26 protein-coding genes and 1 pseudogene are annotated in these 22,752 nt (G+C 54.6%); 16 read left to right on the top strand and 11 right to left on the bottom strand.

What is annotated here, in order from left to right:
- Positions 1–23: 23 nt before the first annotated feature.
- Positions 24–863, bottom strand: coding sequence for an MBL fold metallo-hydrolase (locus tag MKZ79_RS11925; RefSeq protein ID WP_336142454.1), 840 nt, complete (start codon positions 861–863; stop codon positions 24–26).
- Between the two features lie 356 nt (positions 864–1,219).
- Here MKZ79_RS11925 and MKZ79_RS11920 point away from each other — a divergent pair, with 356 nt between their 5' ends.
- Complete coding sequence (locus tag MKZ79_RS11920) at positions 1,220–2,110, top strand: LysR substrate-binding domain-containing protein (protein ID WP_336142453.1); 891 nt, start codon at positions 1,220–1,222, stop codon at positions 2,108–2,110.
- A 532-nt stretch (positions 2,111–2,642) separates the two neighbouring features.
- Positions 2,643–2,774 (top strand): annotated as a pseudogene (locus MKZ79_RS11915) (hypothetical protein); the annotation flags it as partial.
- 124 nt (positions 2,775–2,898) lie between these two features.
- Here the strand turns inward: MKZ79_RS11915 and MKZ79_RS11910 are convergent.
- Entirely contained in the window at positions 2,899–3,330 is a 432-nt protein-coding gene (locus MKZ79_RS11910) for a hypothetical protein (protein WP_336142450.1), read from the bottom strand.
- Positions 3,327–3,674 carry a tlde1 domain-containing protein gene (locus MKZ79_RS11905; protein WP_336142448.1) on the bottom strand — a complete coding sequence of 116 codons (348 nt, stop codon included), beginning with the start codon at positions 3,672–3,674 and terminating at the stop codon, positions 3,327–3,329. The genes MKZ79_RS11910 and MKZ79_RS11905 overlap by 4 nt, the downstream gene beginning before the upstream one ends.
- 471 nt (positions 3,675–4,145) lie before the next feature.
- Between MKZ79_RS11905 and MKZ79_RS11900 the strand changes: the two genes are divergently transcribed.
- Together MKZ79_RS11900 and MKZ79_RS11895 are read left to right on the top strand one after the other, a co-directional pair.
- On the top strand, positions 4,146–4,760 hold the full coding sequence (locus MKZ79_RS11900; RefSeq protein ID WP_336142446.1) for a response regulator transcription factor: 615 nt from the start codon (positions 4,146–4,148) through the stop codon (positions 4,758–4,760).
- Positions 4,761–5,561, top strand: coding sequence for a fimbria/pilus outer membrane usher protein (locus tag MKZ79_RS11895; protein ID WP_336142444.1), 801 nt, complete (start codon positions 4,761–4,763; stop codon positions 5,559–5,561).
- 21 nt (positions 5,562–5,582) lie between these two features.
- Here MKZ79_RS11895 and MKZ79_RS11890 read toward each other — a convergent pair whose 3' ends face one another.
- Both MKZ79_RS11890 and MKZ79_RS11885 read right to left on the bottom strand, forming a co-directional pair.
- Entirely contained in the window at positions 5,583–6,167 is a 585-nt protein-coding gene (locus tag MKZ79_RS11890) for a YceI family protein (protein WP_336142442.1), read from the bottom strand.
- 150 nt (positions 6,168–6,317) lie between these two features.
- On the bottom strand, positions 6,318–7,175 hold the full coding sequence (locus MKZ79_RS11885) for an SDR family oxidoreductase (RefSeq protein WP_336142440.1): 858 nt from the start codon (positions 7,173–7,175) through the stop codon (positions 6,318–6,320).
- A 112-nt stretch (positions 7,176–7,287) separates the two neighbouring features.
- Here MKZ79_RS11885 and MKZ79_RS11880 point away from each other — a divergent pair, with 112 nt between their 5' ends.
- Positions 7,288–7,683, top strand: coding sequence for a winged helix-turn-helix transcriptional regulator (locus MKZ79_RS11880; RefSeq protein ID WP_336142439.1), 396 nt, complete (start codon positions 7,288–7,290; stop codon positions 7,681–7,683).
- Positions 7,684–7,789: 106 nt separating this feature from the next.
- Here MKZ79_RS11880 and MKZ79_RS11875 read toward each other — a convergent pair whose 3' ends face one another.
- Entirely contained in the window at positions 7,790–8,005 is a 216-nt protein-coding gene (locus MKZ79_RS11875; RefSeq protein ID WP_336142864.1) for a helix-turn-helix domain-containing protein, read from the bottom strand.
- A 115-nt stretch (positions 8,006–8,120) separates the two neighbouring features.
- Here MKZ79_RS11875 and MKZ79_RS11870 point away from each other — a divergent pair, with 115 nt between their 5' ends.
- From MKZ79_RS11870 to MKZ79_RS11860, 3 genes are all read left to right on the top strand, one after another.
- Entirely contained in the window at positions 8,121–8,381 is a 261-nt protein-coding gene (locus tag MKZ79_RS11870; RefSeq protein ID WP_336142438.1) for a helix-turn-helix domain-containing protein, read from the top strand.
- A 205-nt stretch (positions 8,382–8,586) separates the two neighbouring features.
- Complete coding sequence (umuD, locus tag MKZ79_RS11865) at positions 8,587–9,006, top strand: translesion error-prone DNA polymerase V autoproteolytic subunit (protein WP_336142436.1); 420 nt, start codon at positions 8,587–8,589, stop codon at positions 9,004–9,006.
- Positions 9,007–9,008: 2 nt separating this feature from the next.
- Positions 9,009–9,383 (top strand): hypothetical protein, encoded by a 375-nt coding sequence (locus tag MKZ79_RS11860; RefSeq protein WP_336142430.1) that lies wholly within the window; start codon positions 9,009–9,011, stop codon positions 9,381–9,383.
- A gap of 119 nt (positions 9,384–9,502) precedes the next feature.
- Here MKZ79_RS11860 and treF read toward each other — a convergent pair whose 3' ends face one another.
- Positions 9,503–11,176 carry an alpha,alpha-trehalase TreF gene (gene treF, locus MKZ79_RS11855; RefSeq protein WP_442897153.1) on the bottom strand — a complete coding sequence of 558 codons (1,674 nt, stop codon included), beginning with the start codon at positions 11,174–11,176 and terminating at the stop codon, positions 9,503–9,505.
- A 463-nt stretch (positions 11,177–11,639) separates the two neighbouring features.
- Between treF and MKZ79_RS11850 the strand changes: the two genes are divergently transcribed.
- The 5 genes from MKZ79_RS11850 (at position 11,640) to MKZ79_RS11830 (ending at position 15,892) form a co-directional block, all read left to right on the top strand.
- Positions 11,640–12,938 (top strand): MFS transporter, encoded by a 1,299-nt coding sequence (locus MKZ79_RS11850; RefSeq protein ID WP_336142428.1) that lies wholly within the window; start codon positions 11,640–11,642, stop codon positions 12,936–12,938.
- A gap of 134 nt (positions 12,939–13,072) precedes the next feature.
- A complete protein-coding gene (locus MKZ79_RS11845) occupies positions 13,073–13,702 on the top strand; it encodes a LysE family transporter (protein WP_336142427.1) in 630 nt (209 codons plus the stop codon).
- On the top strand, positions 13,702–14,592 hold the full coding sequence (locus MKZ79_RS11840) for a LysR family transcriptional regulator (RefSeq protein ID WP_336142426.1): 891 nt from the start codon (positions 13,702–13,704) through the stop codon (positions 14,590–14,592). Before MKZ79_RS11845 ends, MKZ79_RS11840 begins: the two co-directional genes overlap by 1 nt.
- 114 nt (positions 14,593–14,706) lie before the next feature.
- A complete protein-coding gene (locus MKZ79_RS11835; RefSeq protein ID WP_336142425.1) occupies positions 14,707–15,411 on the top strand; it encodes a hypothetical protein in 705 nt (234 codons plus the stop codon).
- Positions 15,404–15,892, top strand: coding sequence for a hypothetical protein (locus MKZ79_RS11830; protein ID WP_336142424.1), 489 nt, complete (start codon positions 15,404–15,406; stop codon positions 15,890–15,892). The genes MKZ79_RS11835 and MKZ79_RS11830 overlap by 8 nt, the downstream gene beginning before the upstream one ends.
- Here MKZ79_RS11830 and MKZ79_RS11825 read toward each other — a convergent pair.
- Positions 15,886–16,665: an L-threonylcarbamoyladenylate synthase gene (locus MKZ79_RS11825; RefSeq protein WP_336142422.1), complete on the bottom strand. Its 780-nt coding sequence runs from the start codon at positions 16,663–16,665 to the stop codon at positions 15,886–15,888. The genes MKZ79_RS11830 and MKZ79_RS11825 overlap by 7 nt on opposite strands.
- A 250-nt stretch (positions 16,666–16,915) precedes the next feature.
- On the opposite strand from MKZ79_RS11825, the gene MKZ79_RS11820 reads away from it, so the two are divergent.
- On the top strand, positions 16,916–17,437 hold the full coding sequence (locus MKZ79_RS11820; protein ID WP_336142420.1) for a GNAT family N-acetyltransferase: 522 nt from the start codon (positions 16,916–16,918) through the stop codon (positions 17,435–17,437).
- A 38-nt stretch (positions 17,438–17,475) separates the two neighbouring features.
- Here the strand turns inward: MKZ79_RS11820 and MKZ79_RS11815 are convergent, their stop codons facing one another.
- Positions 17,476–18,543 (bottom strand): SDR family oxidoreductase, encoded by a 1,068-nt coding sequence (locus MKZ79_RS11815; protein ID WP_336142416.1) that lies wholly within the window; start codon positions 18,541–18,543, stop codon positions 17,476–17,478.
- Between the two features lie 96 nt (positions 18,544–18,639).
- Between MKZ79_RS11815 and MKZ79_RS11810 the strand changes: the two genes are divergently transcribed.
- The gene (locus tag MKZ79_RS11810) at positions 18,640–19,551 is read left to right on the top strand and encodes a LysR family transcriptional regulator (RefSeq protein WP_336142862.1); all 912 of its coding nucleotides are present in this window, start codon (positions 18,640–18,642) and stop codon (positions 19,549–19,551) included.
- On the opposite strand, the gene yjdN is transcribed toward MKZ79_RS11810, so the two are convergent.
- Positions 19,541–19,981: a VOC family metalloprotein YjdN gene (yjdN, locus tag MKZ79_RS11805; RefSeq protein WP_336142414.1), complete on the bottom strand. Its 441-nt coding sequence runs from the start codon at positions 19,979–19,981 to the stop codon at positions 19,541–19,543. The two genes, MKZ79_RS11810 and yjdN, sit on opposite strands and share 11 nt — an antisense overlap.
- A 250-nt stretch (positions 19,982–20,231) precedes the next feature.
- On the opposite strand from yjdN, the gene MKZ79_RS11800 reads away from it, so the two are divergent.
- The gene (locus MKZ79_RS11800) at positions 20,232–21,350 is read left to right on the top strand and encodes a serine hydrolase domain-containing protein (RefSeq protein ID WP_336142413.1); all 1,119 of its coding nucleotides are present in this window, start codon (positions 20,232–20,234) and stop codon (positions 21,348–21,350) included.
- Between the two features lie 74 nt (positions 21,351–21,424).
- On the opposite strand, the gene MKZ79_RS11795 is transcribed toward MKZ79_RS11800, so the two are convergent.
- Positions 21,425–22,741, bottom strand: a complete 1,317-nt coding sequence (locus tag MKZ79_RS11795) for a c-type cytochrome (protein ID WP_336142861.1) — start codon at positions 22,739–22,741, stop codon at positions 21,425–21,427.
- Positions 22,742–22,752 lie beyond the last annotated feature (11 nt).

Genomic DNA, 22,752 nt, shown 5'->3' with positions numbered 1-22,752 from the left:
CCTGTTTACTCCTTTCAAATCCCTTACTCTTCCGAATAAGCAAGGCGATAGCCATTTTCAGCCCTGAGAACGCGGGCAAACCCGGCCTTAGCCAAATGCATACCTGCGATAAGCAGTTTTTCCTGCGCGGCCTGCTCAAGGATTTTTTGACGTGTTTCACTGGCCTGGACAGGATCGACATCAAACGCAATGCCAACCGTTGGGCAGGCTGACTGGATATGCGGAAAATGGACGATATCGCCCCATATCAGCAGGCTCCGATCCCCTGAATCAATACGGAAGCCCGTATGGCCAGGCGTATGGCCGGGCAGCCACAGCGGGACAATCTCCGGGATAATCGCATTGCCATTAAAGAACCGTACGTTATCGCCATAGGCTTTCAGCGTTTGACGCACCAGGGCAAAATTACGTTTGCCACGTTCGCTGGCCCCTTTTTCTTTTTCGCTATCCAGCCAGTACTCCGCTTCCAGCGAATGCAGATGAAGCACGGCCTGTTTGTAGACCGGCTCGCCTTCCGCATCCAGCAGGCCGCCAATATGATCCGGATGGCAGTGCGTCAGTAAGATCGTATCCACCTCCTCAGCGCTGACGCCTGCCGCCGCAAGATTTGCCTTAAGCTCGCCTCCGGTCAGATCGCTCCCTGTGCCGGCGTCAATCAGAAGAGTTCTTCCCTGACCGCGGACAAGGTAGCCGTTTATATGGATATCGCCGGGCTGAGCGATTCCCGCGTTGTGTTGAAGACTCTCCGCATCCGCTTTTTCAATGCCTGACAGTAAATCCAGGCTGGCCGACATAGTACCGTCACTCAGCGCTGTTACCTGAAAATCACCAATCTGACGAGACGGAAAAACTAAAGCGTTCATAAATACCTCAAGATTATTTTCTGAGCTGTCTCTTTTTTGCGAAATAGTTAAAACGGTTCAGGCATAAATTTATGGTGCCATTTCCTGATGCTTATTAAGAAAATTCCACAAAGGTAATGCGAAAGAATTGCCACTGCGTAAAAGCGCTGAGAGATAATAAAGCCGATGGCGCCAACAGTAAGCGCACTGTATTCTGCTTTTTCCGAATCGCTGAACCTTCCACCTTCACCTCTATCTTTAATGACTTTTCATCATACTACGGGCTGATTTCACCGCTTTAAATCGATAATATGTCACGGTTTAGTGACATTAACTCATTGAAAGCGCTTTAAGCGCGCTAAGTCAGGGATCGCCCGATGCGCAAAAAAATACCCAGCAGCACTTCTCTTCAGGCTTTTGAGGCCGCCGCAAGGCACGGTAATTTTGCCCGGGCTGCCGAGGAACTTTCGCTGACGGAAGGCGCCATCAGCCGACAGATTGGCCGGCTTGAATCTTTGCTGAACCGTAAGTTATTTGATCGTACAGGAAGCCGCGTAAAGCTTAATCCGGCTGGCGCGCGCTATGCGCATCACGTCCGTGAAACCCTTGAGCGTCTGGACAGAGATACCCAATACATAATGGGTATGCCGGAAGGCGGTAAAAGTCTGGATATCGCCGTTCTGCCGACCTTCTCCAGTCGATGGCTTATTCCTCGCCTGAACGGCTTTAACACCGCGTACCCGAATATAACGGTCAATATCGCAGCCCGGACAAACCCTTTTATCCTGTCCGGAAGCGGCTTTGACGCCGTGGTGCATTTTGAGCATCCCGCCTGGGCCGGTATGCGTACGCAGTTTCTGTTTCAGGAAAAACTGGTGCCGGTATGCCATCCAGCCCTGTTAACAAATAGAGATGTCAACGAACAGCTGAACGAGCTGCCGCGGATCCACCGCCGACAGAATCCGGATGCCTGGCATCACTATGCCCGGGAAAGCAACATCATCATTGATAACCCAGCTCAGGGTGTTCGCTATGATCTGCATGAAATGGCAATAGCTGCCGTAATAGCCGGACAAGGTGTCGCTCTGGTACCGCGTATCTATATCGAACATGAACTGCGTAGCGGCAGGCTTGTTTCGCCCTGGCCAGCCTCGGTCAGCCTGAGTAAAAAATTCTGCTTAGTGAAACCCACCGAAACGGGGATAAATGAAACGGCATTAAATGATTTTGAGCGCTGGTTACTTGCTGAAATAAACCGCCTCACCTGATTATTGCTCTCGTCAAACGGTAGCGTGCCGCCGCTTTCACCTGAAGCGGAGATCGACCGGCGATCCTGCTCTGCGCCAGTACTGCTATAAATTGCCGAAGGCGCGTTCGCACGAGCCGCCTGAGCAAAGCCATCACAGACGCGGCCATATGCGCGGCATTTCAGGCCTGTTCGTTATCTCTGTAGACACGATAAGAGAGGAGATTTCCTCTTGAAAGATGATCTGTTTAATTTCCCCGACAGAGCGGCCATTTTCCAGGGAGAAGTTCCTCCAAAATATGAAAGCAAAATCATATGAATTATTTCTTAAGAAAAATCCTATAACCCTTTGAATTTAATAACCTAATCAATATAAATCTTGTTTTAATCTAACTTCACCCAAAATATTCGGAATAGTCTTATTCAACATATTTATCCAATAACGCTAACAGACAGAATAAAGTAATGTGAATTCCCTTATTTAAAATTTTGCACAAATTAAAAACGTGATGTATATTCTTTTCATCACCATGACAGATGATGATATTTTATTTACAAATCTTCTGGATATCGACAATGAAACCGCGATTAATAAAGCGATCTCTTCGTTAAAAATAACCCGTATTATTGTGGCTCACCGCCCTTCCACGATCGCTTCGGCAGACAGGGTTATCACCTTGCAGTAGCGGCGCTTACAGAGAACCGCTATAAAAGCTTATCTGCAGGTTCAATGAAGACCACGTCGATGCGCAGTCCCAGTGGGTAACGCGTTGCTTGTGAAAAGCTCCTGTGCAGGCACAGGAGCGATAATCAGAACTCGCGCTTTACGATAATATAGCCGTTGAAATTTATGTCGCACTCATAATCATTTGCAATGGCAGAGACAAGAAAGATATCCTCTTTTCCCTCCTTATTTTTAAGCGTGAACTTAATTATAAGGTTTCTTGGGTTATCTTCGGAATATATCTCTTTATATTTACTTATCGATAAGCCGTTATCGGCCTCGTAACTTTTTTCTGCATAATATTGTGATAGAACATCAGAGACAGGCTCGTTAAAAAGTAATTCCGTAGTCACACCTTCGGACGGTATGCTCTTGATGTCAATATGCATCTTTTCGCGCACTTCATCCATCATTACCACAGCGGTACCCGATATAGGGGATTTACAGTTATTGTCGAGCACCTGAGCCGCAAACGTACTGGTGCTGGCGATAATCAAGGGCAGAATAAAATATTTCATTCAACAATAATCTCCCTGTCTTTAGATTGCCATATCCGCTCACGAAACCCTCGTGCCAATATGATACAACCCTTTGACGCCGTACCTGGCTCTTTTTTACTGTCGCCATGAATCAAAAAGCCATCGCGGCCACACATACTGTTACCTTTATCCGGCTCCAGTCGTAGCGTGAATTTCCCCGCATTATTGTGCGTAAACGGAACGCCCACAATCCTGTATTTGCCGCGAGGCAGCGGGCCTTTATCGCGCAGGCATTCATACTCAGGATTATCCTTATAGCCCGGCGCGCCAGCGTAACGCGCGCTAAACTTGTATTCGCCATTATGTTTAAAGGTTTTCAGCATTACATTATAAGTCCATGCCATTGTTACTCTCCTTGTTTGTAGCAACTGACTGTCACGTCTGCGCTATGGCACTTAACAGAATTGCTGCAAATATTGCTATAGCGGTAAGGCGAAATTAACGAATCGTATAACCCTAATCAAAAAAAGCTGGATTTTTTACGCCAGCGGCGTAATTTTCGATCAGCATAGGCGTTTTGCGCATATAGCGTTTCGCCATGATGAACCTCGCACAACAGCTTTTGCGCTTGCTGGCTCTGTAGTGAACAGGTCGTCAGCTATCGCATAAAGGCGCCAACCAATATATCCAGCTGCGAGCGCACGCCATAAAGTGATCCTGCGCCAGAAGACACAACGCATATTTAGGACTAATGGTGGTTTTGCAAAGCGGTAATCGCAGGTAATAATCCCGACCAATGCGCTAAGGCAGGATTTGCCTGTTCAGGAAGAGCGCCAGAAAAAAGGATTTTTACCATGCCCGTCATCCTGGTCATCGACGACCACCCGGCCATCTGTTTCGCCGTTAAGGCCATTCTGGCGCCGCTGGCGGAAAACAGTATTCATACCGCCACCAGCGGCGCCGGCGCGCTCTCCGCTATCAAAGAACATCGGCCCGATCTGGTGATTCTGGACATTATGCTGAACCGTATGGACGGCCTGCAGCTGCTGCAGCATATTCGCCGTCAACAGCTGACGCCACAGGTAGTGGTCTACACCAGCCTCTCCACGGAAACCTATGCGCCACGCGCGATGAGGGCCGGCGCCGCGGCTTTTTTCAGTAAGGATGCGGATATCCGTCAGCTGCTGCCGCTGTGTCAGCTGGTACTGCAGGGCTACAGCTGCTTTCCGCACGCCACGCTGGCCGCCGCGTCCACCCCCGCCGCAGAAGAAGATCCGCTGGCGGCGCTCTCTGATCGCGAGCTCACCGTGCTGCGCTACCTGGTCAGCGGCCTGAGCAATAAAGAGATCGCTGCGCGCCTGCTGCTGAGCAATAAAACCATCAGCACCTATAAAAGGCGCCTGCTTGATAAACTGCAGCAGGAGAATATCGAGTCGCTTCGCGCCCTGCTGGAATCGCAGGATGCGTAAATGGCTAATCCTGCTGCTTCTCTGTTTGTCAGCGCAGGCGGACCGGTCGCCAGCTACCGCGAGCTGCAGCCGAACAGCCGCGAGCAGATCCAGCTTGCCGAGCCGCCGCTCAGCCATGACGACTGGCAGTGGCTGCGGCACAAGCGCACGCTGCGCTACGGCTTTGCGGCACTGGAGTACGCACCTTATGACCTCATCATAGGCTACCGCGATTACGATGGCCTGGACGCTGACTATCTGGCGCTGCTGGCGTTTAACCTTAATATCCCGATTGCGATCCACGTCTATCCCAATAAAGCCCAGCTGCTGACCCCGCTGCGCCAGGGCGACATCGACCTGATCGGCCGGGCCAGCTTGCAGGAGGCCAAAGAAAACGATCTTCTGCTGACCCGACCTTATTTTTCCACGATGCCCGCGCTGGTGGAGCGTACGGACAGCCAGCCGGATACGGCGAAGCGCGTTGCTATCGGGCCGCTCTTTCACACGCGGAAAAGTCTGGCGGGCAGCGCGGTGCTGCATCAGGACGGCGTGACGTTCGGGCAGACGCTGGGCGAAACGGTGGCATTGGTTGAGGTGCCGGAAACAGGCGGCATCGGCGTGATCAATCAGTACGGCACGACCACCGACGCGCGCGGGTTCGCAGTTATCGGCAATCTGACCCCCTACAGGGTCAACGAGCTGATGCTGGACAGTTTCTCGCTGCAGGATGAGCGGACGCTGCCGAATGCGGAAACAGAAGTGGTTCCTACCGCAGGCGCTATTATGTACAGCCGGTTTAAGCCGCCGGTCGCCGCAGAGTGAGGCGACCGGCGGCGCGAAAGCTTACTTCGCGTAGGCTTCGGTCGTGATGGTCAGCTTCACTTCGTCGCTGACGGCAGGCACATATTTGTCCAGCTTAAAGTCGGAGCGTTTGAACGTGGTGGTGGCGTCGAAGCCAACCGCCTCTTTCTTCACCATCGGATGCATACCCTGCTTGTTCAGAACAGCGTGCAGAACGACAGGCTTAGTGATGCCTTTAATGGTCAGATCGCCATGCACATCCATTTTATCTTTACCGGTGCTGACGACTTTGGTGCTTTTAAAGGTGGCGTTCGGGTATTTGGTGACGTCGAAATAGTCGGCGCCTTTAAACTCTTCGGTCAGCTTGTCCACATGCGTGTCGATGCTGTTAACCGGAATAGTTACGTCTACTTTGGAATCGCCGATTTTGCTGGCGTCAAAATCGATGTTGCCGGTGATGCCGGATAAATCAGCCGTTGGATGAGAAAAGCCGAAGTGCGTCCAGGAAACAACAACGGAAGTATGTCCGCTGTCCATAGCGTAGCTGACAGGCGCCGCAGCGGAGAACTGTGACCAGAGCGCGGAGCTGACTAATAACGGCAGAGCCATTTTTTTGATGAGCGACATGCGATTTATCCTTATTTTCACCGGAAAGGTTTAAGGATAGTGCAGGATTATCGCTTTGCCCGATAGTGAAGATATTTGACCGGCTTTGTCAAAAAGATTAGGCAATAGCGTGGCGGAAGCGGGAGAGCAACGCGCTCTCCCTGGCAATACTCAGGCGCGGGCCACAAAAGCTTTTACCACTTCCTGCCACGGCGTGGTGGCGCGGCCGATTAGTTTGCTTAACGTCCGGCTGTCGTCATAGAGCGCGCCTTTCGCTGCGCCTGCGTCGGAATCCGCCAGCATTTCCGCCAGCGCCTCCGGCAAACCGGCACTTTTCAGCGCGGCAGCGAAATCCGCCTGCGGCAGATTAAGGTAATTGACCTCTTTGCCGCTGGCTTTGGCGATCTCCGCAGTAAACTGCGCCAGCGTGTAGGCCGTATCGCCCGCCAGCTCGTAGACTTTATTAGCGTCAGTTTCGCCCGTCAGCACAACCGCGGCCGCTTCGGCATAGTCCTGGCGGCTGGCGGAAGCGATTTTCCCCTCGCCCGCCGCGCCGATAAATACGCCGTGCGCGAGCGCGGGCGCGATGCTGGCGGCGTAATTTTCGCTATACCAGCCGTTGCGTAAAATGAGCCAGGAAAGGCCGGAAGCGATTAGCGCCTGTTCGGTGGCGCGGTGTTCGTCGCCCAGCCCCATCGGCGAGCTATCGGCATGCAACAGGCTGGTATAGGCCAGCAGTTTCACGCCTGCCGTTTTTGCCGCGTCGATCGCCGCTTTATGCTGCGCTTCGCGCTGGCCGATTTCGCTGGAGGAGATCAACAGCACTTTCTCCACGCCGCGAAAAGCCCCGGCAAGCGTCTGCGGTTGGTTATAGTCGCCCTGCCGCACCTGTACGCCCAGCGCCGCAAGATCGGCGGCCTTTTCTGGCGAACGCACGACGGCGACAATCTCTTCGGCTGACACTCTTTTGCGTAAAGCGTCGATGACCAGGCGGCCAAGCTGCCCTGTAGCTCCGGTTACTGCAATCATGATGCACTCCTTTCAGTCGATAAAAGCGGGCCCGGCATCGCGCCGGAAACGTTGTATTGACTCAGCCTATGCCATACACTAACTAAAAGTAAGTACTTACAGGTTTGTTAGTATGCAAAAAAATAGTCTGATTTCCCTTCGCGATAAGCTGCAGCGCGGCGAGCTGCTGAACAGCGACTGTCCGTCGCGCGAGGTGCTAAAACGGCTGACCAGCCGCTGGAGCCTGCTGGTGCTGCTTGCGCTGGAAGAGCGTACGCTGCGCTTCGGCGAGCTGCGTCGCAAAATCGGCGGGGTCAGTGAAAGAATGCTGGCGCAGACGCTGCGCTTTATGGAGGAAGATGGCTTTGTGGAGCGTATCGATTATGAAGTGATCCCGCCGCACGTCGAATATCGCCTTTCGCCGCTGGGACACGAGGCGCGCGATCGCGTCACCGGCCTGGCCGACTGGATAGAGACGAACCTGCAGCAGATTATTGCTAACCGCAGCCATCCTGCGGCGAAAGAGTAAAGAGTGCGGCTGGTTCGGTTCAGATATGTGGCAATAATGTGATGTTCGTCCGCGTTACCCGCGGATAAAAGCCATTGCGTAGAATAGCGGAGTTTCGCCAGCGACCTCATCCCATCTTGCGATAACGCGACGGCCAGATCTGTTCGGGCCTGACGCCCAGCGCTTCCGCAATCAGCCGTTCGCCTTTCGGCCAGTGGCGATTCAGGGCGTTCGCCAGCGTGGACGAAGCCAGCCCGGCCTCGCGCGAAACAGCGGAAAGCGAAGTCCCCTTTTTCCTCAATCCGGCGATGATATCCGCCGGATGCCAGTCCTTGTGAGTTATCCCGTTCATCCTTGTCTGCTTCCGTCAGGCGTTACTTGTTGAGTATCACTAAACAACTACCATGTTAAGTAATGCTAAACAGTAAGTCAATGTATGATCGTTGATGGTGTGACTGATGATTCCAGCCCGGCTTAAAGCGGCCCGACTACGCGCTCGTCTGACTCAGGAAAAGCTGGGCGTTCTGGCTGGTATTGAAGAAGAGACGGCGCGTTCCCGCGTTTCGCAGTATGAAGGCGGCATCCACCGTCCGACCTTTGAAACCATGTGCGCTTTCGCGCGCGTGCTTAACGTGCCGGAATGCTATTTCTATACCCTCGACGATGAATTTGCCGAAACCGTTTTAGCTATCTGGTTAAAAAAGCGGAATTTAGCCTGATAGCGCGCCACAGCGGCCAAACGCCTTCCCTTTCTACCCAAAGCTTTTTCAGACAACAGCCATAACGGGCACCGCCTGCCTTGCTGCGCGCCGCCTGCGGCACGATTTCCCGCCTGGCGAACCGCAAAAAATCGCTTATCGGGCTTGATCGTTTGCCGCAAATGATAATACTGTATTTATATACAGCTTATTTCGGGATAACCCCATGAATTTACTTCGTCCTGCCGAGGTGCGCGCGCTGGTGCAGCTGCCGCTTTTTTTGACCCGGGTGCCCTGCGGCTCGCCGGCTGCCGCGCAAGACCATATAGAACAGCGGCTGGACTTAAACGATCTGCTGGTGCAGCGGCCGGAAAGTACCTATTACATTCGGGTCAGCGGCGATTCCATGCGCGACGCCGGTATCGACGATGGCGATCTGCTGGTGGTCGATAACGGCATTATCGCCGACCATGACGATATCGTGGTCGCGGCGGTAAACGGCGAATTCACGGTGAAAAAACTTCAGCTACGTCCGGACGTTCGGCTGCTGGCGATGAACGCGGCCTGGCCGCCGATAGTGCTGGCGGAGGAAGAGCAGCTGGAAATTTTTGGCGTGGTGACTTTCACGATTAAATCGATGGAGTAACTATGTTGAAAAATCGGGTTTATCGCGCCTGCGCGGCCACAACCCAGGCCAGCCAGCCGTCTCACCAGGTAAAATTTTTGTTTGCCCGGCTACAGGATCTGCTGCCGACCAATGACGACTGCTACCTCAGCGCCTGCAACGGCAGCTACTGCATTATCGACCGTTATCGTCCCGCCGTAGCGGGCAGCCGCGTGCTGATCGATATCGCAGGCCGTCGTGAATGGGCCACTATTCGCTGCAATCCGGAGCAGATTGTCACCGCAGCGGGCACGATTATTGAGAGCGAGCAGCTGCAGGAAGTGACTATTCTTGGAGTAGCTATTCAGGAAGTGCTGTCGATATACCAGCATCGAACAGCGCAGAACGCGCCCGTATAAATCGCGGCCAGCTGCGGATAAAAAAAGAGACGGTCAGAAGAGTGCGTTATTTCAGCCTTGCGTTGAGCCATGAATGAAAAAAGCCTCCCTTGCGGAGGCTTTCAACCATTAACGATGGATTAGCGTTTCGGCGCTGCGTCCGGATACATCGCCAGCAGACGTCGCGTTACGCCGTTGGTCCAGCCAAAACCGTCCTGCAGCGGATACTCGCCGCCGCCCGCTAATACCGGCGCGCGTCCGGCCACATTATACTTCTCGACCATCTTATGGTGACGATGGTAGGTGGCGCCGGTAACCTGCAGCCAGCGCGCGGCGATCTCTTTCGCCAGCAGCTCCTCGCCATAGTTGTTGAAGCCTTTGATCGCCATCCACTGCATCGGCGCCCAGCCGTTGGGCTTGTCCCACTGCTCGCCGGTTTCTTCAACCGTGGTCAACATGCCGCCCGGCGCCAGCAGATGCGAGCGAACGGCTGCCGCCGTAGCGGCCGCCTGCTCCAGGCTCGCCATGCCTACATACAAAGGCGTTACCGTCGCCGCTGAAAACGCGCCTTTTTCACGCTCGCGCCAGTTGTAGTCGCGATAGAGTTCAGCCTGTGAATCCCATAGCCAGGTATTCACGGCCTCGCGGCGGCGCTCTGCTTTCTGCTGATAGAGCTCTGCCGTAGCGCGATCGTTTTGGCTGGCCGACAGTCGGGCAATCGTGGTTTCCAGCTTATAGAGAAAAGCATTGAGATCGATCGGCACAATACTGGTGGTCTGAATGCTTTCCAGCCGTCCCGCCTCGCTCAGCCAGCGGGAAGAGAAATCCCAGCCCGAAGCCGCGCCCGCGCGCAGATCGCGATAAACTTCGCTGGAAGGGCGCGCCGAGTTTCTGGCGGTTTCCACGTCTTCGATCCAGGATTCATCGCGCGGCGTATCACGATCGTCCCAGTAGCGGTTCAGCACCGAACCGTCCGGCATCATTACCGCGTGACGATAAGCCTCATTGGGCGTCAGCGATTCCGCGCCATCCATCCAGAAAGCATATTCGCGCTTGAGCTGCTTAAGATAGCGATGCGCCTTGCTCACGCCATCTTTCTCGAACAGCTCCACCATTAGCGCGAATACCGGCGGCTGCGAGCGGCTCAGATAGTAGGTGCGGTTGCCGTTCGGGATATGACCGTAGGTATCGATCATCCAGGCAAAATTGTCCGCCATCTGGCGCAACAGCTCCATCTGCCCACTGGCCGCAAAGCCCAGCATACTGAAGTACGAATCCCAGTAATAAGTTTCGCCAAAGCGGCCGCCCGGCACCACGTAAGGCTCCGGCAGCGGCAGCAGCGAAGAGAATTCAGAATGTTTTTCCGGCTTGCGCGTCAATACCGGCCACAGCGAGTCGATATGCTCGCTCATGCTTTTTTCCGGATCGGCGACATAGCGGCTGTCGTTGATTTTCGGCAGATCGAAATTTTCCAGCACGAAGGCCAGCAGGTTAAAGTCCTCCTGCTCCCGCTGCATAAAGTAGCGGTAAAGGATCCTTTCCGGCTCGATTTTGGGCGCGCAATCCGCAAAGGTTTTGCTGTCGGCAAAAATCCTTGCGCTCTGCACGGCCTCGAAAAGTTCCTGGTAACGATCGGCAGGCGTCAGGATATCCGGCGCAGGCAAACCACGGATAGGTTCGGGCTGCGGTTCGGCAAAAACATCCAGCGCTTCGTAATCGTGATAATAAGCTTCATAATCCGCCAGGTTATTGTCAATGGTCAGGTCGTTATGATTAAAAGCGATAAAAACCTCCTGATGTCTCTGATTGACAATGTGGTATTCGGTTTATTTTGCATAAACAATAAGTGTAGTACTCCTGTCTCATAATGCAAACCGCCAATAATATGACAAGAGATAAGATAATATTTCAAAAAATAAATGATTCACGGCAAAAAAAAGGTTTTACGCTTTACCTGACAGAAAAGTAATGGCTGGTAAACGCTTTACGTTTTTGAAAAAGGCTTAATTATTAATCTGCTTATCGTTCAGGTTGCGTCCGGCTTTTACGCTGGCCACGCGCCGATCGGGCGCAGTCCCTCGTTCATCTGCGAACAAAATTTGCGCGCCCAGGGAATAAATCGCCTGTTTTTTGCACGCTAAAAAAATATTCCATACTTTTATTTACATTAAATTTAAACTGTCCGATATTAGTGCACGTCAACGCTGTTTTGACTATGGCAGCAATAAGATTATCTGATAGAAAACCCGCCTTTTAAATACAAACAAGGACACTCTCGTGGCACCGGCAGTAAATAAATCCGCAGCGTTACACCCGGAAAGTCTTACCGAAGAAAATGATAGTTTAGTTTCTCCCGCCAACTCGCCAGACATAGATAAAACTTATATTGTCCGCGGTACACGACGCTTTATGCACGCTACCCTCGCGCTGTTCTGCGCCGGACTTTCCACCTTCGCCGTGCTCTATTGCGTACAGCCTATATTGCCGGTCTTCTCGCAAAGCTTTCATCTGACGCCAGCGCAAAGCAGTTTGTCGCTTTCGGTCACTACCGCCATGATGGCGCTGGGCCTGCTGGTAACCGGCCCGCTTTCGGACGCTATCGGCCGTAAGTCGGTGATGTCCGTCTCCCTGTTGCTGGCCGCAATTTTTACGCTGATCTGCGCGACCATGAACAGCTGGGAAGGCGTACTGGCGATGCGCGCGCTGACCGGTCTGGCGCTAAGCGGCGTAGCGGCAGTCGCGATGACCTGGCTGAGCGAAGAGCTGCATCCGGTGTTCCTCTCTTTCTCAATGGGGCTTTATATCAGCGGCAACTCCATTGGCGGGCTGGTCGGGCGGCTCTTTACCGGTATGCTGGCGGATCATTTCTCGTGGAAGGTTTCCCTGTTCGTGGTTGGCCTGTTCGCCTTAACGGCTGCCGGACTCTTCTTCCGCCTGCTGCCGCCTTCGCAGCATTTTCGTGCCGGTTCGCTACGTCCACGCAAGCTGCTGATCAATTTTATGTTCCAGTGGCGCGATTCGGGCTTGCCGATGCTGTTCCTGGTCGGCTTTATCCTGATGGGCAGCTTTGTGACGCTGTTTAACTATGTCAGCTATCGTTTTCTGGCCGCGCCGTTTTCACTGAGCCAGACGGTAGTGGGATTGCTGTCGGTGGTCTACCTGACCGGCACCTACAGCTCGCCGAAAGCGGGGATGATGACGGCGCGTTACGGACGCGGCGTGGTGCTGATGGGCTCGCTGCTGCTGATGCTGACCGGCCTGATCGCGACCCAGTTCACCACGCTGCTGCTGGTGCTGCCTGGACTGATGCTGTTTGCCGCCGGCTTTTTCGCCGCGCATTCGGTTGCCAGCAGCTGGGTTGGCCATCGCGCCCGCCGCGCCAGAGGCCAGGCTTCATCGCTCTACCTCTTCTTCTACTATTTAGGCTCCAGCGTGGCGGGCACGCTGGGCGGCGTATTCTGGCACGGCTACGGCTGGGCGGGCGTTTCGGCTTTTATCGCCGTGATGCTGCTGGGCGGCCTGGTGCTGGCTAACCAACTGCGCCAAATCCCGGTGCTGGTGAAAAAAGTGCGTTAGTTTTACGGGGCGGCTCGCATTCTCCGCCCCGATCCGCTTTTGCTCAATTTACTTCCCTTTGCTCAGCCATTAAGCTACTGCCAGTTGTCCGCTTCCTGCCGTCGTACAGGGATTATTTCTGAAGGAAAATCGTCATGTCGCTTCATCTCTGGCTGGCCTATGTTGGCATTATCGGGGTTCTTATCGCCGTTCCCGGCCCGTCCGCGCTAATCAGCATGACGCACGGTCTGCGCTATGGAAGACGCCGGGCGCTGGCGACGGTTATCGGCGGCGTGACGGCGGCGATGACGCTGATGACCGCTTCGGCGCTGGGCCTGGGTGCGATTCTGGCCGCTTCTACCACCGCTTTCACCGTGCTGAAGGTTGTCGGCGCCGCCTATCTGATCTGGCTGGGTATCAGCGCCTGGCGCAGCAGCGCGCCGGCGGAAAGCATCATCATCAGCGGTCAGCCGCAGGAGATGCCGGGCGTCCTTAAACTGTTTCGCAAAGGCTATATGGTCGGCATCAGCAATCCAAAAGACCTGCTGTTTTTCGCCGCGCTGTTCCCTAACTTTATCGACGCCAGCCAGCCGCACGCTATTCAGTTCGCCACGCTGGCTGTGACCTGGGCTATCACCGATTGCGGCCTGATGTTCGCCTACGCCTGCGCCGGGCGACGTCTCTCTGGCGTATTCGCCAACCCTTCGCGCCTGCGCCTGCTTAACCGCGCCGTCGGCAGCCTTTTTGTCTTTGCTGGCGGCGCGCTGGCGATCTCCGCCCGCTAATGAGCGATATTGAAAACCTGCACGCGATGGTGGTCTTTGCCCGCGTGGTAGAGACGCTGAGCTATACCGAAGCGGCAAAGCAGCTAGGCATGTCGAAATCTGCGGTCAGCAAGGAGATCTCCGCGCTTGAGGTACGCCTCGGCGCAAAGCTGCTGCTGCGTACAACGCGTAAAATCGCCGTTACCGAAGTCGGCATGACCTGGTATCGCTACTGCGCGCGCATTCTTAGCGAGGTCAAAAGCGCCGATCTCTTTATCCGCCAGTTTCACGAAGAGCCAACCGGCAGCCTGCGCGTCGTGGCGCCGGTCACCTTTGGCTGCCAGTGCATCGTGCCGGTGCTGAATCAGTTTGTGGCGGCCAATCTGCACGTTAGCGTGGATCTCGATCTCACCGATCGGCCAGTGAATCTGGTGGATGACAATATCGATCTGGCGATCGTCATCCGCCGCGAGCGGCCCGAACATCCCCACAGTTTGCCGCTGGTGGATATCAGCTGGGGGCTTTACGCCGCGCCGGACTACCTGGCGCGTTTTAAAACTATCAGCAAACCGGAAGATCTGACGCGTCACGACTTTATTCTGTTTCGCGGCCCGGCCCATACTATTTCGCTGCCGTTCCGCAAGGAGAAGCAGAAGCGGGATATCGAGGTACGCAGCCGTTTTCGCGCCAATAACAGCACGGCGCTGGTGAACTCGGCAATCGCGCAAACCGGCATCGCCTATCTGCCGGACTATATCGCTATGCAGGCGGTGGAAGAAGGAAAGCTGAGCCGGATACTGCCGGAATGGGAAATGGATCTTTATAAATCCTGGATCCTGACCAAAGAAGACGGACTGATCTCGCCGCGCGTCAGGCTGTTTATTGCTGCGCTGCAAAAGGCGTTAAGCTAAACGAGGCGGCAGGCAGCTTCATATTCATTATCCAACCTGGTTAACAGTTACGCTTTGGATAAGAAGCGTATTATTCGGCTGGCGTATTTTCACCACGACTTAAAGAGGCTCAGGATGAGCAAACGTAGCGAAATAATTGAAGGCAGGATGGCAAAAGCAGCGACTTCCGGGTTGGTCTATACAGAGGTGCTGGGTTGGGTTGACCTGGGCCATGCGCAAGGCAACGATATCAAAAATCTCTTTAAACAAATCGACGCAGGGGAATTTTCCGGAAAAGCTTACTACGACGTAAATTACTCGCAAGCTATGGCATATCCCCCCTTTAACATGAAAATAGGGAAATTTATTACCTGGCGTATCAAACGTGGCCGTCCATATTATGAGCGTAAAAGCATCGCGCTGGGTATGATGATGTCCATAACCCGAAAATTTGAAGGGCTTCAGGCTTCCTTTCCTGCCTGCCTCGTAACTGACAGCGGCTTTAGCGGGGAAGACCTGGTATCAAATTTATTAGGCTTTTATCGCGTGGTGACCAATCTGGATATTTTCACGCTGATTAAGCCCGTTAGCAAAAAAGAGGCGCTTAAAAGATGGGATCGCTATGGCAGAATCGGTGCCTGGAAAAACAGAGATTTTACGCCAATCCTGTTTCCCGATCCTGATAAATACCCTGATGCCAGACCACGTAAAGGCGTGTTACCTGCTTTTATGCTGTCCGAACGACCCTGGAGCGATTTTCAATCCGGTAAAGTAAGGATCGTCTCAGCCGACGGTTCTTATATGGATAAATACAAGGGAGGTAGCTTGCCCTATGCGTAATTCTTTTAAGGTACTTAGCTTTATTGCTATCGTCGCAGGCGCGTCAACGCTCTATGCCTGGTCCTGGCTTAAGATGGGTTTTGCCGAAAGCGCCCGTTATACAGAGCAGGATAAAAAGGAATACGATTTTTATACGCCTGATATACTGAAGAATATACCCAGAATCTCTACGCGCTATGAGTTTCATTACGCCAATATTTCTGGCCCGGCATCGCTTGTACACGCTATCCATTTTTATGACACGAGCGATGCAAGCGAGATAAACCGTTATCTTAAAGCTTCAGGTTATAAAAAACAGCCTACCTGCATTGTAGAAGCGGATTGCTGGCAGAAGCAGGATCCCAATGAAGTGATTACGGTAGGCACTTTTTCCGACCTTCACATGGTGCTGGTCGCCGTTAACGAATATTCTCTGCCCGTAGAGATGGAAAGCCCGCAATTGCGGGCTAACGCTAAAGGCAGCTCAACGCCGACTCAGTAGTAGTTACCGTGGCGGTAATCCCAGGTCGTAAAGGTATCCGACAGCATCGACATGATTTTATCCACGTCCAGCCCTTTACGGATCAGCACCGGGCAAGGCGTAATATTGCGTTCGCCCTTCTGCTCCGGCACCAGCTTGCCGTTTTCATCCACCATCGCCACCATCACGCCCTGCTCGTAGCGGGTTTTCTCCGTCTCGTTAGGCTGGATGGACTTCACGTAGTCGTTGGCTTCGATAATCAGATCCGCCTGGGATTCGATACGTTCACCGATGCCCTCGACCAGGCCGCGGTTGCCTTTGCCTGACGGGTTAGCCGAGCTGGCGAAGGAGAATTTACCGTGGTTTTCCCACAGCTCTTTGGCCAGCTTCTCGCCAGGCACGCCGAATTTAATTACGAAGCAGCTGGTCTGACGGCGATCCATCATCAGCTCTTTTGAACCGTCGTCCGGAATACGCGCCACGGCTTCTTCTTTCCACGGCAGAATACAGCCCAGCAGCACATCGTTATCCCAGTGCTGCTGATACAGGGATTCGATTTCCGGGTTCAGCTGCGCCAGCTCTTTCAGCTGCTCCAGCGAGCCGCACAGCACTACGCCAGGCTTGTTGCGGTTACGCTGCTTGGCGTCGAACTTGCGCTCCAGCCCTTTGGCATCGGAAGTCATGATGATGTAGCCCACTTTGGTCGGGCAGACGATCATGCCGCCGTCGGCGGACAGAATGTTAACCGCTTCCGGCTGTAAGCCGCCGTTCCAGTGAATTGTTTTATCGTTCATGGTCGCACCTGCAAATCTAAGAGTGAATGCTGAAGGTCAGCGCCTGACGCCCTGACCGGATAAAACCATCCTAACGCCGCCGCTATTTTTCGCAACAGTAATGGGCACAGCTCCTGTATTGTTTCCATAGAGAAACAATTGTTGCCGGCGGGATTGCGTTATAAAGCATAGCGTCCGCCTGATTTTTTCCCCCTGTCCGAACTACTCTCACTGCTGCGCCACTCACTTTTTTATCCTGAGCGAGAATTTTATGCAGATTGCCTTTTTCACCGCGGAAGATCGCCTTCCCCTGAGCGGCTGGTTTACTTCACAAGCCGCCGTTACGCAGTGGGCCGGCCCCAACGTTGCCTGGCCGCTGGAAGACGCTTTTCTCAACACGCTGCTGGATTCTGCCAGCCAGCAGCCCGCCAGCCTGCTCACCTTTGCTGCCAGGATCGATGGCGAACTGGCTGCCGTGGCGCAACTCGGCTTTGACTGGAATAATCACCTGGCCTGCGTCTGTCGCGTAGTGGTCAATCCAGCGATGCGCGGAAAAAACCTGGCGGAGAGGATGCTGCGGCAGCTGGTCGCCACGGCTTTTAAGCAGGAAGCGATAGAGCGAGTTGAACTGCGGGTTTATACCTTTAACCTGGCGGCGGTACGTACCTATGAAAAGCTGGGCTTTGTGCGGGAAGGCGTGCAGCGCCAGGGCGTGGCGGTAGGCGACGAACGCTGGGACTGCGCGCTGTATGGCATGTTACGCGAAGAGTATCTTATGCGCAGCGTCGCCTGATAAAGGCTACGCTGCGCAGTGCTGAGCGCCGGCTGAAATCAGCCCGGGATCAGTTTTTCCGCTTTCAGCTTATCGAACAGCGCAAAAAAGGCGTCGCGCGTGGACTGATAGCCGATAAAGCCCGCCTTGCGGCTTTTGCTGACGTCGGTGATAACTTCCATCAGGCGTCCCAGATCGGCATCGGTATGCCACCAGGAAACCAGCCTGCCGATATCGTCCTCTTTCAGATCAAACTGACGCGCAATGTTTTTCCACTGCTCCGCCGCCGCGTCCATTCGCCCATCCAGCGGCTGCATCTCATCAGGATAAGGCGCGGCTTCAATACCGAAATAGTCGGCGATCTCGCCCCACATCCATTTCCAGCGGAACACGTCGCCGTTGACCACGTTGTAATCTTCGTTCTGCGCCGATGGCGTAGTGGCAGCCCACTCCAGCTGCTCGGCCAGCACGCTCGCGCTGGTCATATCGGTTACGCCGTCCCACTGCGTTTTCGAGCCCGGGAACACAAATGGCTGGCCGGTTTGCTTGCAGAGGCTGGCATAGACGGCCAGCGTCTGTCCCATATTCATCGCATTGCCCAGCGCGAAGCCGATAATGGTGTGCGGACGATGCACGCTCCAGGTGAAGCCATATTTTTCGGCGCCTGCAAAAACTTCGTCTTCCTGCGCGTAGTAGAAGTTATCGACCGGCTGGCGGCCCTGTTCCTCACGGAACGGCGTCATCGGCACGGCGCCTTTGCCGTAGGCGTCGAACGGGCCAAGATAGTGTTTAAGGCCGGTGACCAGCGCCACGTGGCCGCCTTTCAGGCCGTCGCCCAGCGCTTCGATAACGTTACGCACCATGGCGCCGTTGACGCGAATATTCTCTTTCTCATTGGCCTGGCGCGCCCAGACGCTGAAAAAGACCTTGTCCACCTTTATGTCCGCCAGCGCTTTTTTAACGGATTCGCTATCGGTAAGGTCAGCGGTCAGCGAGGTGCAGCCAGCCGGAACCGCAGTGCGTCCACGTGAAAGACCGTAAACCTGCCAGTTGTCGCCGGTCAGCTGCTCTGCCAGCGCGGTGCCGATAACGCCGCTGACGCCAACAATAAGTGCGCGTTGTTGCATAATTTTTCCTCCTGATTACGATACCAATAAGCTTAATAGAGAATTTAAATCTTATTTAAGGTATAAATTCACACCATTTGAGAATTTGAATCACAAATCATGGTCAGTCAGGATCGCCTTAAAGACATTACGCCTTTCGTCGCCAGCGTGGATCACGGCAGCTTCACCGCCGCCGCTGATTACTTGCATCTCACCAGTTCGGCGGTCAGCAAAAGCGTGGCGCGGCTGGAAACGCGGCTTGGCTCACGGCTTTTTGAACGCACCACGCGGCGGCTGACGCTGACGGACGCCGGGCAGGCTTTCTACGATACCTGTACGCGGGTGTTAAGCGAGCTGACGGAAGCGGAAGCGGTGCTGGCCGCTCAACGCGCTATTCCGGTTGGACGGCTGCGTATCGCTGTTCCCAACACCTTTGGCCGTATGCGCGTAATGCCGCTAATCAACGAGTTTTGTCGGCAGCACCCGGAGATGCAAATCAGCCTCTCTTTCTCTGACCGCTTTGTCGATCTGTTTGAGGAAGGTGTGGATATCGCGGTACGCATCGGCGGTTCCACCGATTTTCCGCCCTCGCTGGGCTGTCGATTTTTGGGGAATGAGCGGCTGATCTTTTGCGCCTCGCCCGACTATCTGGCGCAGCACGGGATGCCGGACTCACTGCAGTCGCTGACCGAAAGGCGAGCCATTGTCTACGAGCGGGTAGACGGCAGCACCAGTCCGTGGCGTATCAGCTCGCCGGATGGGCGAACCCTGACCCGAACCATGCCTTACCGTATGGCGCTGGGCGATGGTGAAGCCCAGGTCGCCGCCGTCACCGCCGGACTCGGCGTGGCGCAAATGGCGACCTGGCTGTTGGAAAAAGAGTTGGCCAGCGGGGCGCTGGTGCCGATCCTGCCAGAGCTAACGGTAGAAGGGCTGCCGCTGTTTATCGTCTGGCCGCGCAGAAAGCAGCTGCTGCCAAAGGTTGACGCGCTGCTGGCCACGCTGGATCGGCTTAAAATCAGTCAGTAGTGGGTTTATTAACGTTGATGCGCCACGGCACGCCAAATTTATCAATCAGCGTACCAAAACCGGCAGCCCAGAAAGTTTCTTCCCATGCCAGCGTGATTTTACCGCCTTCGGCGAGGTTATCGAACCAGCGTTTGCCTTCGGCAGGATCGTCGCTGGAAAGGCTGACGGCGAAGCCGCTGTAGTTCACCGCCTCGACGCTGTCGCAAACCTGCAGCTCGCCGTTGCCGATATGCAGCAGCGCGTGCATGATTTTGTCATCGCCAGGCTGCTCCGCGCTCGGGCTGTTCTGCTTCTGCGGCTGCTGTTTTTTCTCCGCAGGTACGTCGCCCCAGGTCATTTTGAAATTCAGCTCGGCGCCCGTCGCCTGCTGATAAAAAGCGATAGCCTCTTCACAGTTTCCCGCAAAGTACAAATAAGGCGAAAGTTGCATAACATCTCCTTCGTTTGAGGTATGTGCTGAAGCATAAGCATCGAAGAAAGTGTAGCAGGCGAGAAATATCCGGCGCCTTATTGGAAAAATTAAAGCAATAACAGACAGTCAGGCCGGAGCGCACTGGCGACACTCAGCCCTTACGCCAGGCATCTTGCTGGCCGCCGATCGCGCATGCTACTTTCATTCACAGCATTTTTCTGTCCGCCTGTTGAAACCTGCCTCAGTCTGCCCGGAAAAGGAAAAAAGAATGCGTTCGCCTGAAGCCCGACTGCAAGATTTACTGCGCCAGCTCGTCGTGAAAGATTTTCCTGCCGTGTCGATAGCCGTCGGTAAAGGTGACCAAACCGTCTGGCAGCATGCCGCAGGCTATTCGCAAAAAGGGATAAAAAACACGCCGGAAACCCTTTTCGGCGTAGGCAGCGTCACCAAAGTATTTGTGGCGGTAGCGATCCTTCAACTCGTTGAGGAAGGACGGATCGCGCTTGACCAGCCTCTCGCCCGCTGGCTTGAAAAGCCCGTTCTTTTCGGCATCGCAAACGGGGAAAACGTAACGGTCAAACAGCTGCTGTCGCATTATGCGGGCGTTCCCAGCTGGGAGGATCGACCTCTCTGGATCCGCGAAGCGCGCGGCCAGCAGGCTGATCCGACAAAACGATGGCTGCCTTCTGACACGCTGGCCTGTATCCGCGGAGAGAAGCCTTTGTGCCGTCCTGGCGAAGCCTTCTACTATTCCAACAGCAACTTTACGCTGCTGGGTTTATTAATTGAGCGGGTAACGCAAAACAAGCTTAATGATGAATTAAAAAACCGGATTTTCAGGCCGCTTTCGCTCGCGCGTACCGGCCTGGAAGGGTTTACCGCTTTTGTCAGGCCGAACACGGCGGACAGATTTCATCGTCTGGATGCCTCTTTTATCCGCAATGCCGGTATTTCAGATTACTTTAAGCCGGCACCGGGCAAACTCCTTAACGTCTCTGCGACCAACCTCTGCGTGGAATGGGCGGCTGGCGGCCTGCTTTCCACGGCGCAGGAGCTAATGACGTTTATGCTGGCGCTGAAAAATGGGCGGCTGTTGAATCCGCAAAGTTTGCGAGAAATGCAGCGCTGGCTGCCCGCCGACGAGGCGCAAATAGGGTTGAGCCTGTTTCGGATAAAAACGCCTTACGGCACGGCGCTCGGCCATGGCGGCAACGTGCTGGGCTTCAGCGCCTGCGTGTGGTGGTATGAAGACGTTGACAGCGCCGTAGCGATTTTAACTAATGTAGGCTCAATGCACGCCGCTCCGGCAGCGAACTGCGCCAGCGCCCTTTTCAAAAATTCGGAAATCGGCAGGCTGGCGCAGGAGATTAGCGCGCGAGGTGGCTGATCCGATCCAACAGCAGGAAAAACCATAAAAAAAAGCGGCCAGTTTAGCGGCCGCTTTTTTCCGAATGAAACCCGTTACTTCACTTCAATCAGCTTTTCGATATCCGCGCTGCCCTGCTGCTCAGCGTCGTTTTTACGCACTTTCGCCACGTCGCTGGCGCTGACCTGTTTTTTGGCCGTGTTACCCCAGCTAGTGCGGATAAAGTTCACCACGTCCGCGACCTGCTGGTCGTTCAGTCGCCAGCCGAAAGCCGGCATGGTGATAGCGGAAGGCGCGCCCTTCACGCCCGGCAGCGTCGCGCCGCTTAAGACAACATGGATAAGCGAGGTCGGATCTTCCGCCAGCACCACCGGATTGCCGCTCAGCTGCGGGAAGAAGCGTTTATAGCCGCTGCCGTCTGTTTTATGGCAGGCTGCGCAGCTGTCGACGTACACCGACGCGCCAGACTTGCTGTCATCGCCTTTCCACAGCGCTTTCGCTACCTTGTCGTCCGCCGTGAAGCCGACCTGATTGAGATCTTTCGCGCCCAGCGATTTCAGATAGCGCGCGATAGCGGTGATATCTTCGTCGCTCAGATGCTGCAGGCTGTGCTGCACCACTTCAGTCATACCGCCGAACGCCGCGGTGTGATCGTTGCGGCCATAGCGCAGGAACTGCGTCAGATCGTCTTCGCTCCAGCGGCCCAGACCGTCGCGGTTATCGCCGCGCAGATTGCTCGCCGTAAAGCCGTCGATCGGCGCACTGCTGCCGGCAAGATAGTCGCTGCCTTCGCTGTCGTTCAGCGCTTTTTCCTGCATGGTGAGGCTGCGCGGCGTATGGCAGGCGCCGCAGTGGCCCAGACCTTCCACCAGATACTGGCCGCGAGCCAATACCGCATCCTGACCTTTAATCGGCGTAAAGGCTTTCACGTCCGGCGCAAAGAGTCCGCGCCAGATCGACAGCGGCCAGCGCATCGACAGCGGCCACGGAATATCGCTTTTCTGGTTGGCGGCCTCGACCGGTTTTACGCCATGCATAAAATAAGCGTAAAGCGCGTGCATATCTTCATCGCTGACTACGGCGTAAGAAGGGTAAGGCATCGCCGGATAGAGCGTGTCGCCATTCTTCGCCACGCCGTGACGCACCGCTTTCTGGAAATCGTCATAGCTGTAGTCGCCGATGCCGGTTTTTTTATCCGGCGTGATATTGGTCGAGTAGATATTCCCGATTGGCGTCGCCATCGACAGGCCGCCAGCGAAAGGCTCGCCGCCCATTTTGGTGTGGCAGGCCACGCAGTCGCCCGCGCGCGCCAGATATTCACCGCGTTTGATCAGCTCAGCGCCGTTGTCGTCCGCCGCCGCCGCGGCAAAAGTCGTCATGCCCAGCATCAGTGCCGGGATCAGCATTTTCATTATGGTCATCC

It is taken from the genome of Erwinia sp. CGal63, assembly GCF_037026505.1.
In the GTDB taxonomy this organism is placed as follows: Bacteria; Pseudomonadota; Gammaproteobacteria; order Enterobacterales; family Enterobacteriaceae; genus Erwinia.
Note: the sequence above shows the minus strand (reverse complement) of the source record. Positions and strands in the feature narration are given on the sequence as shown.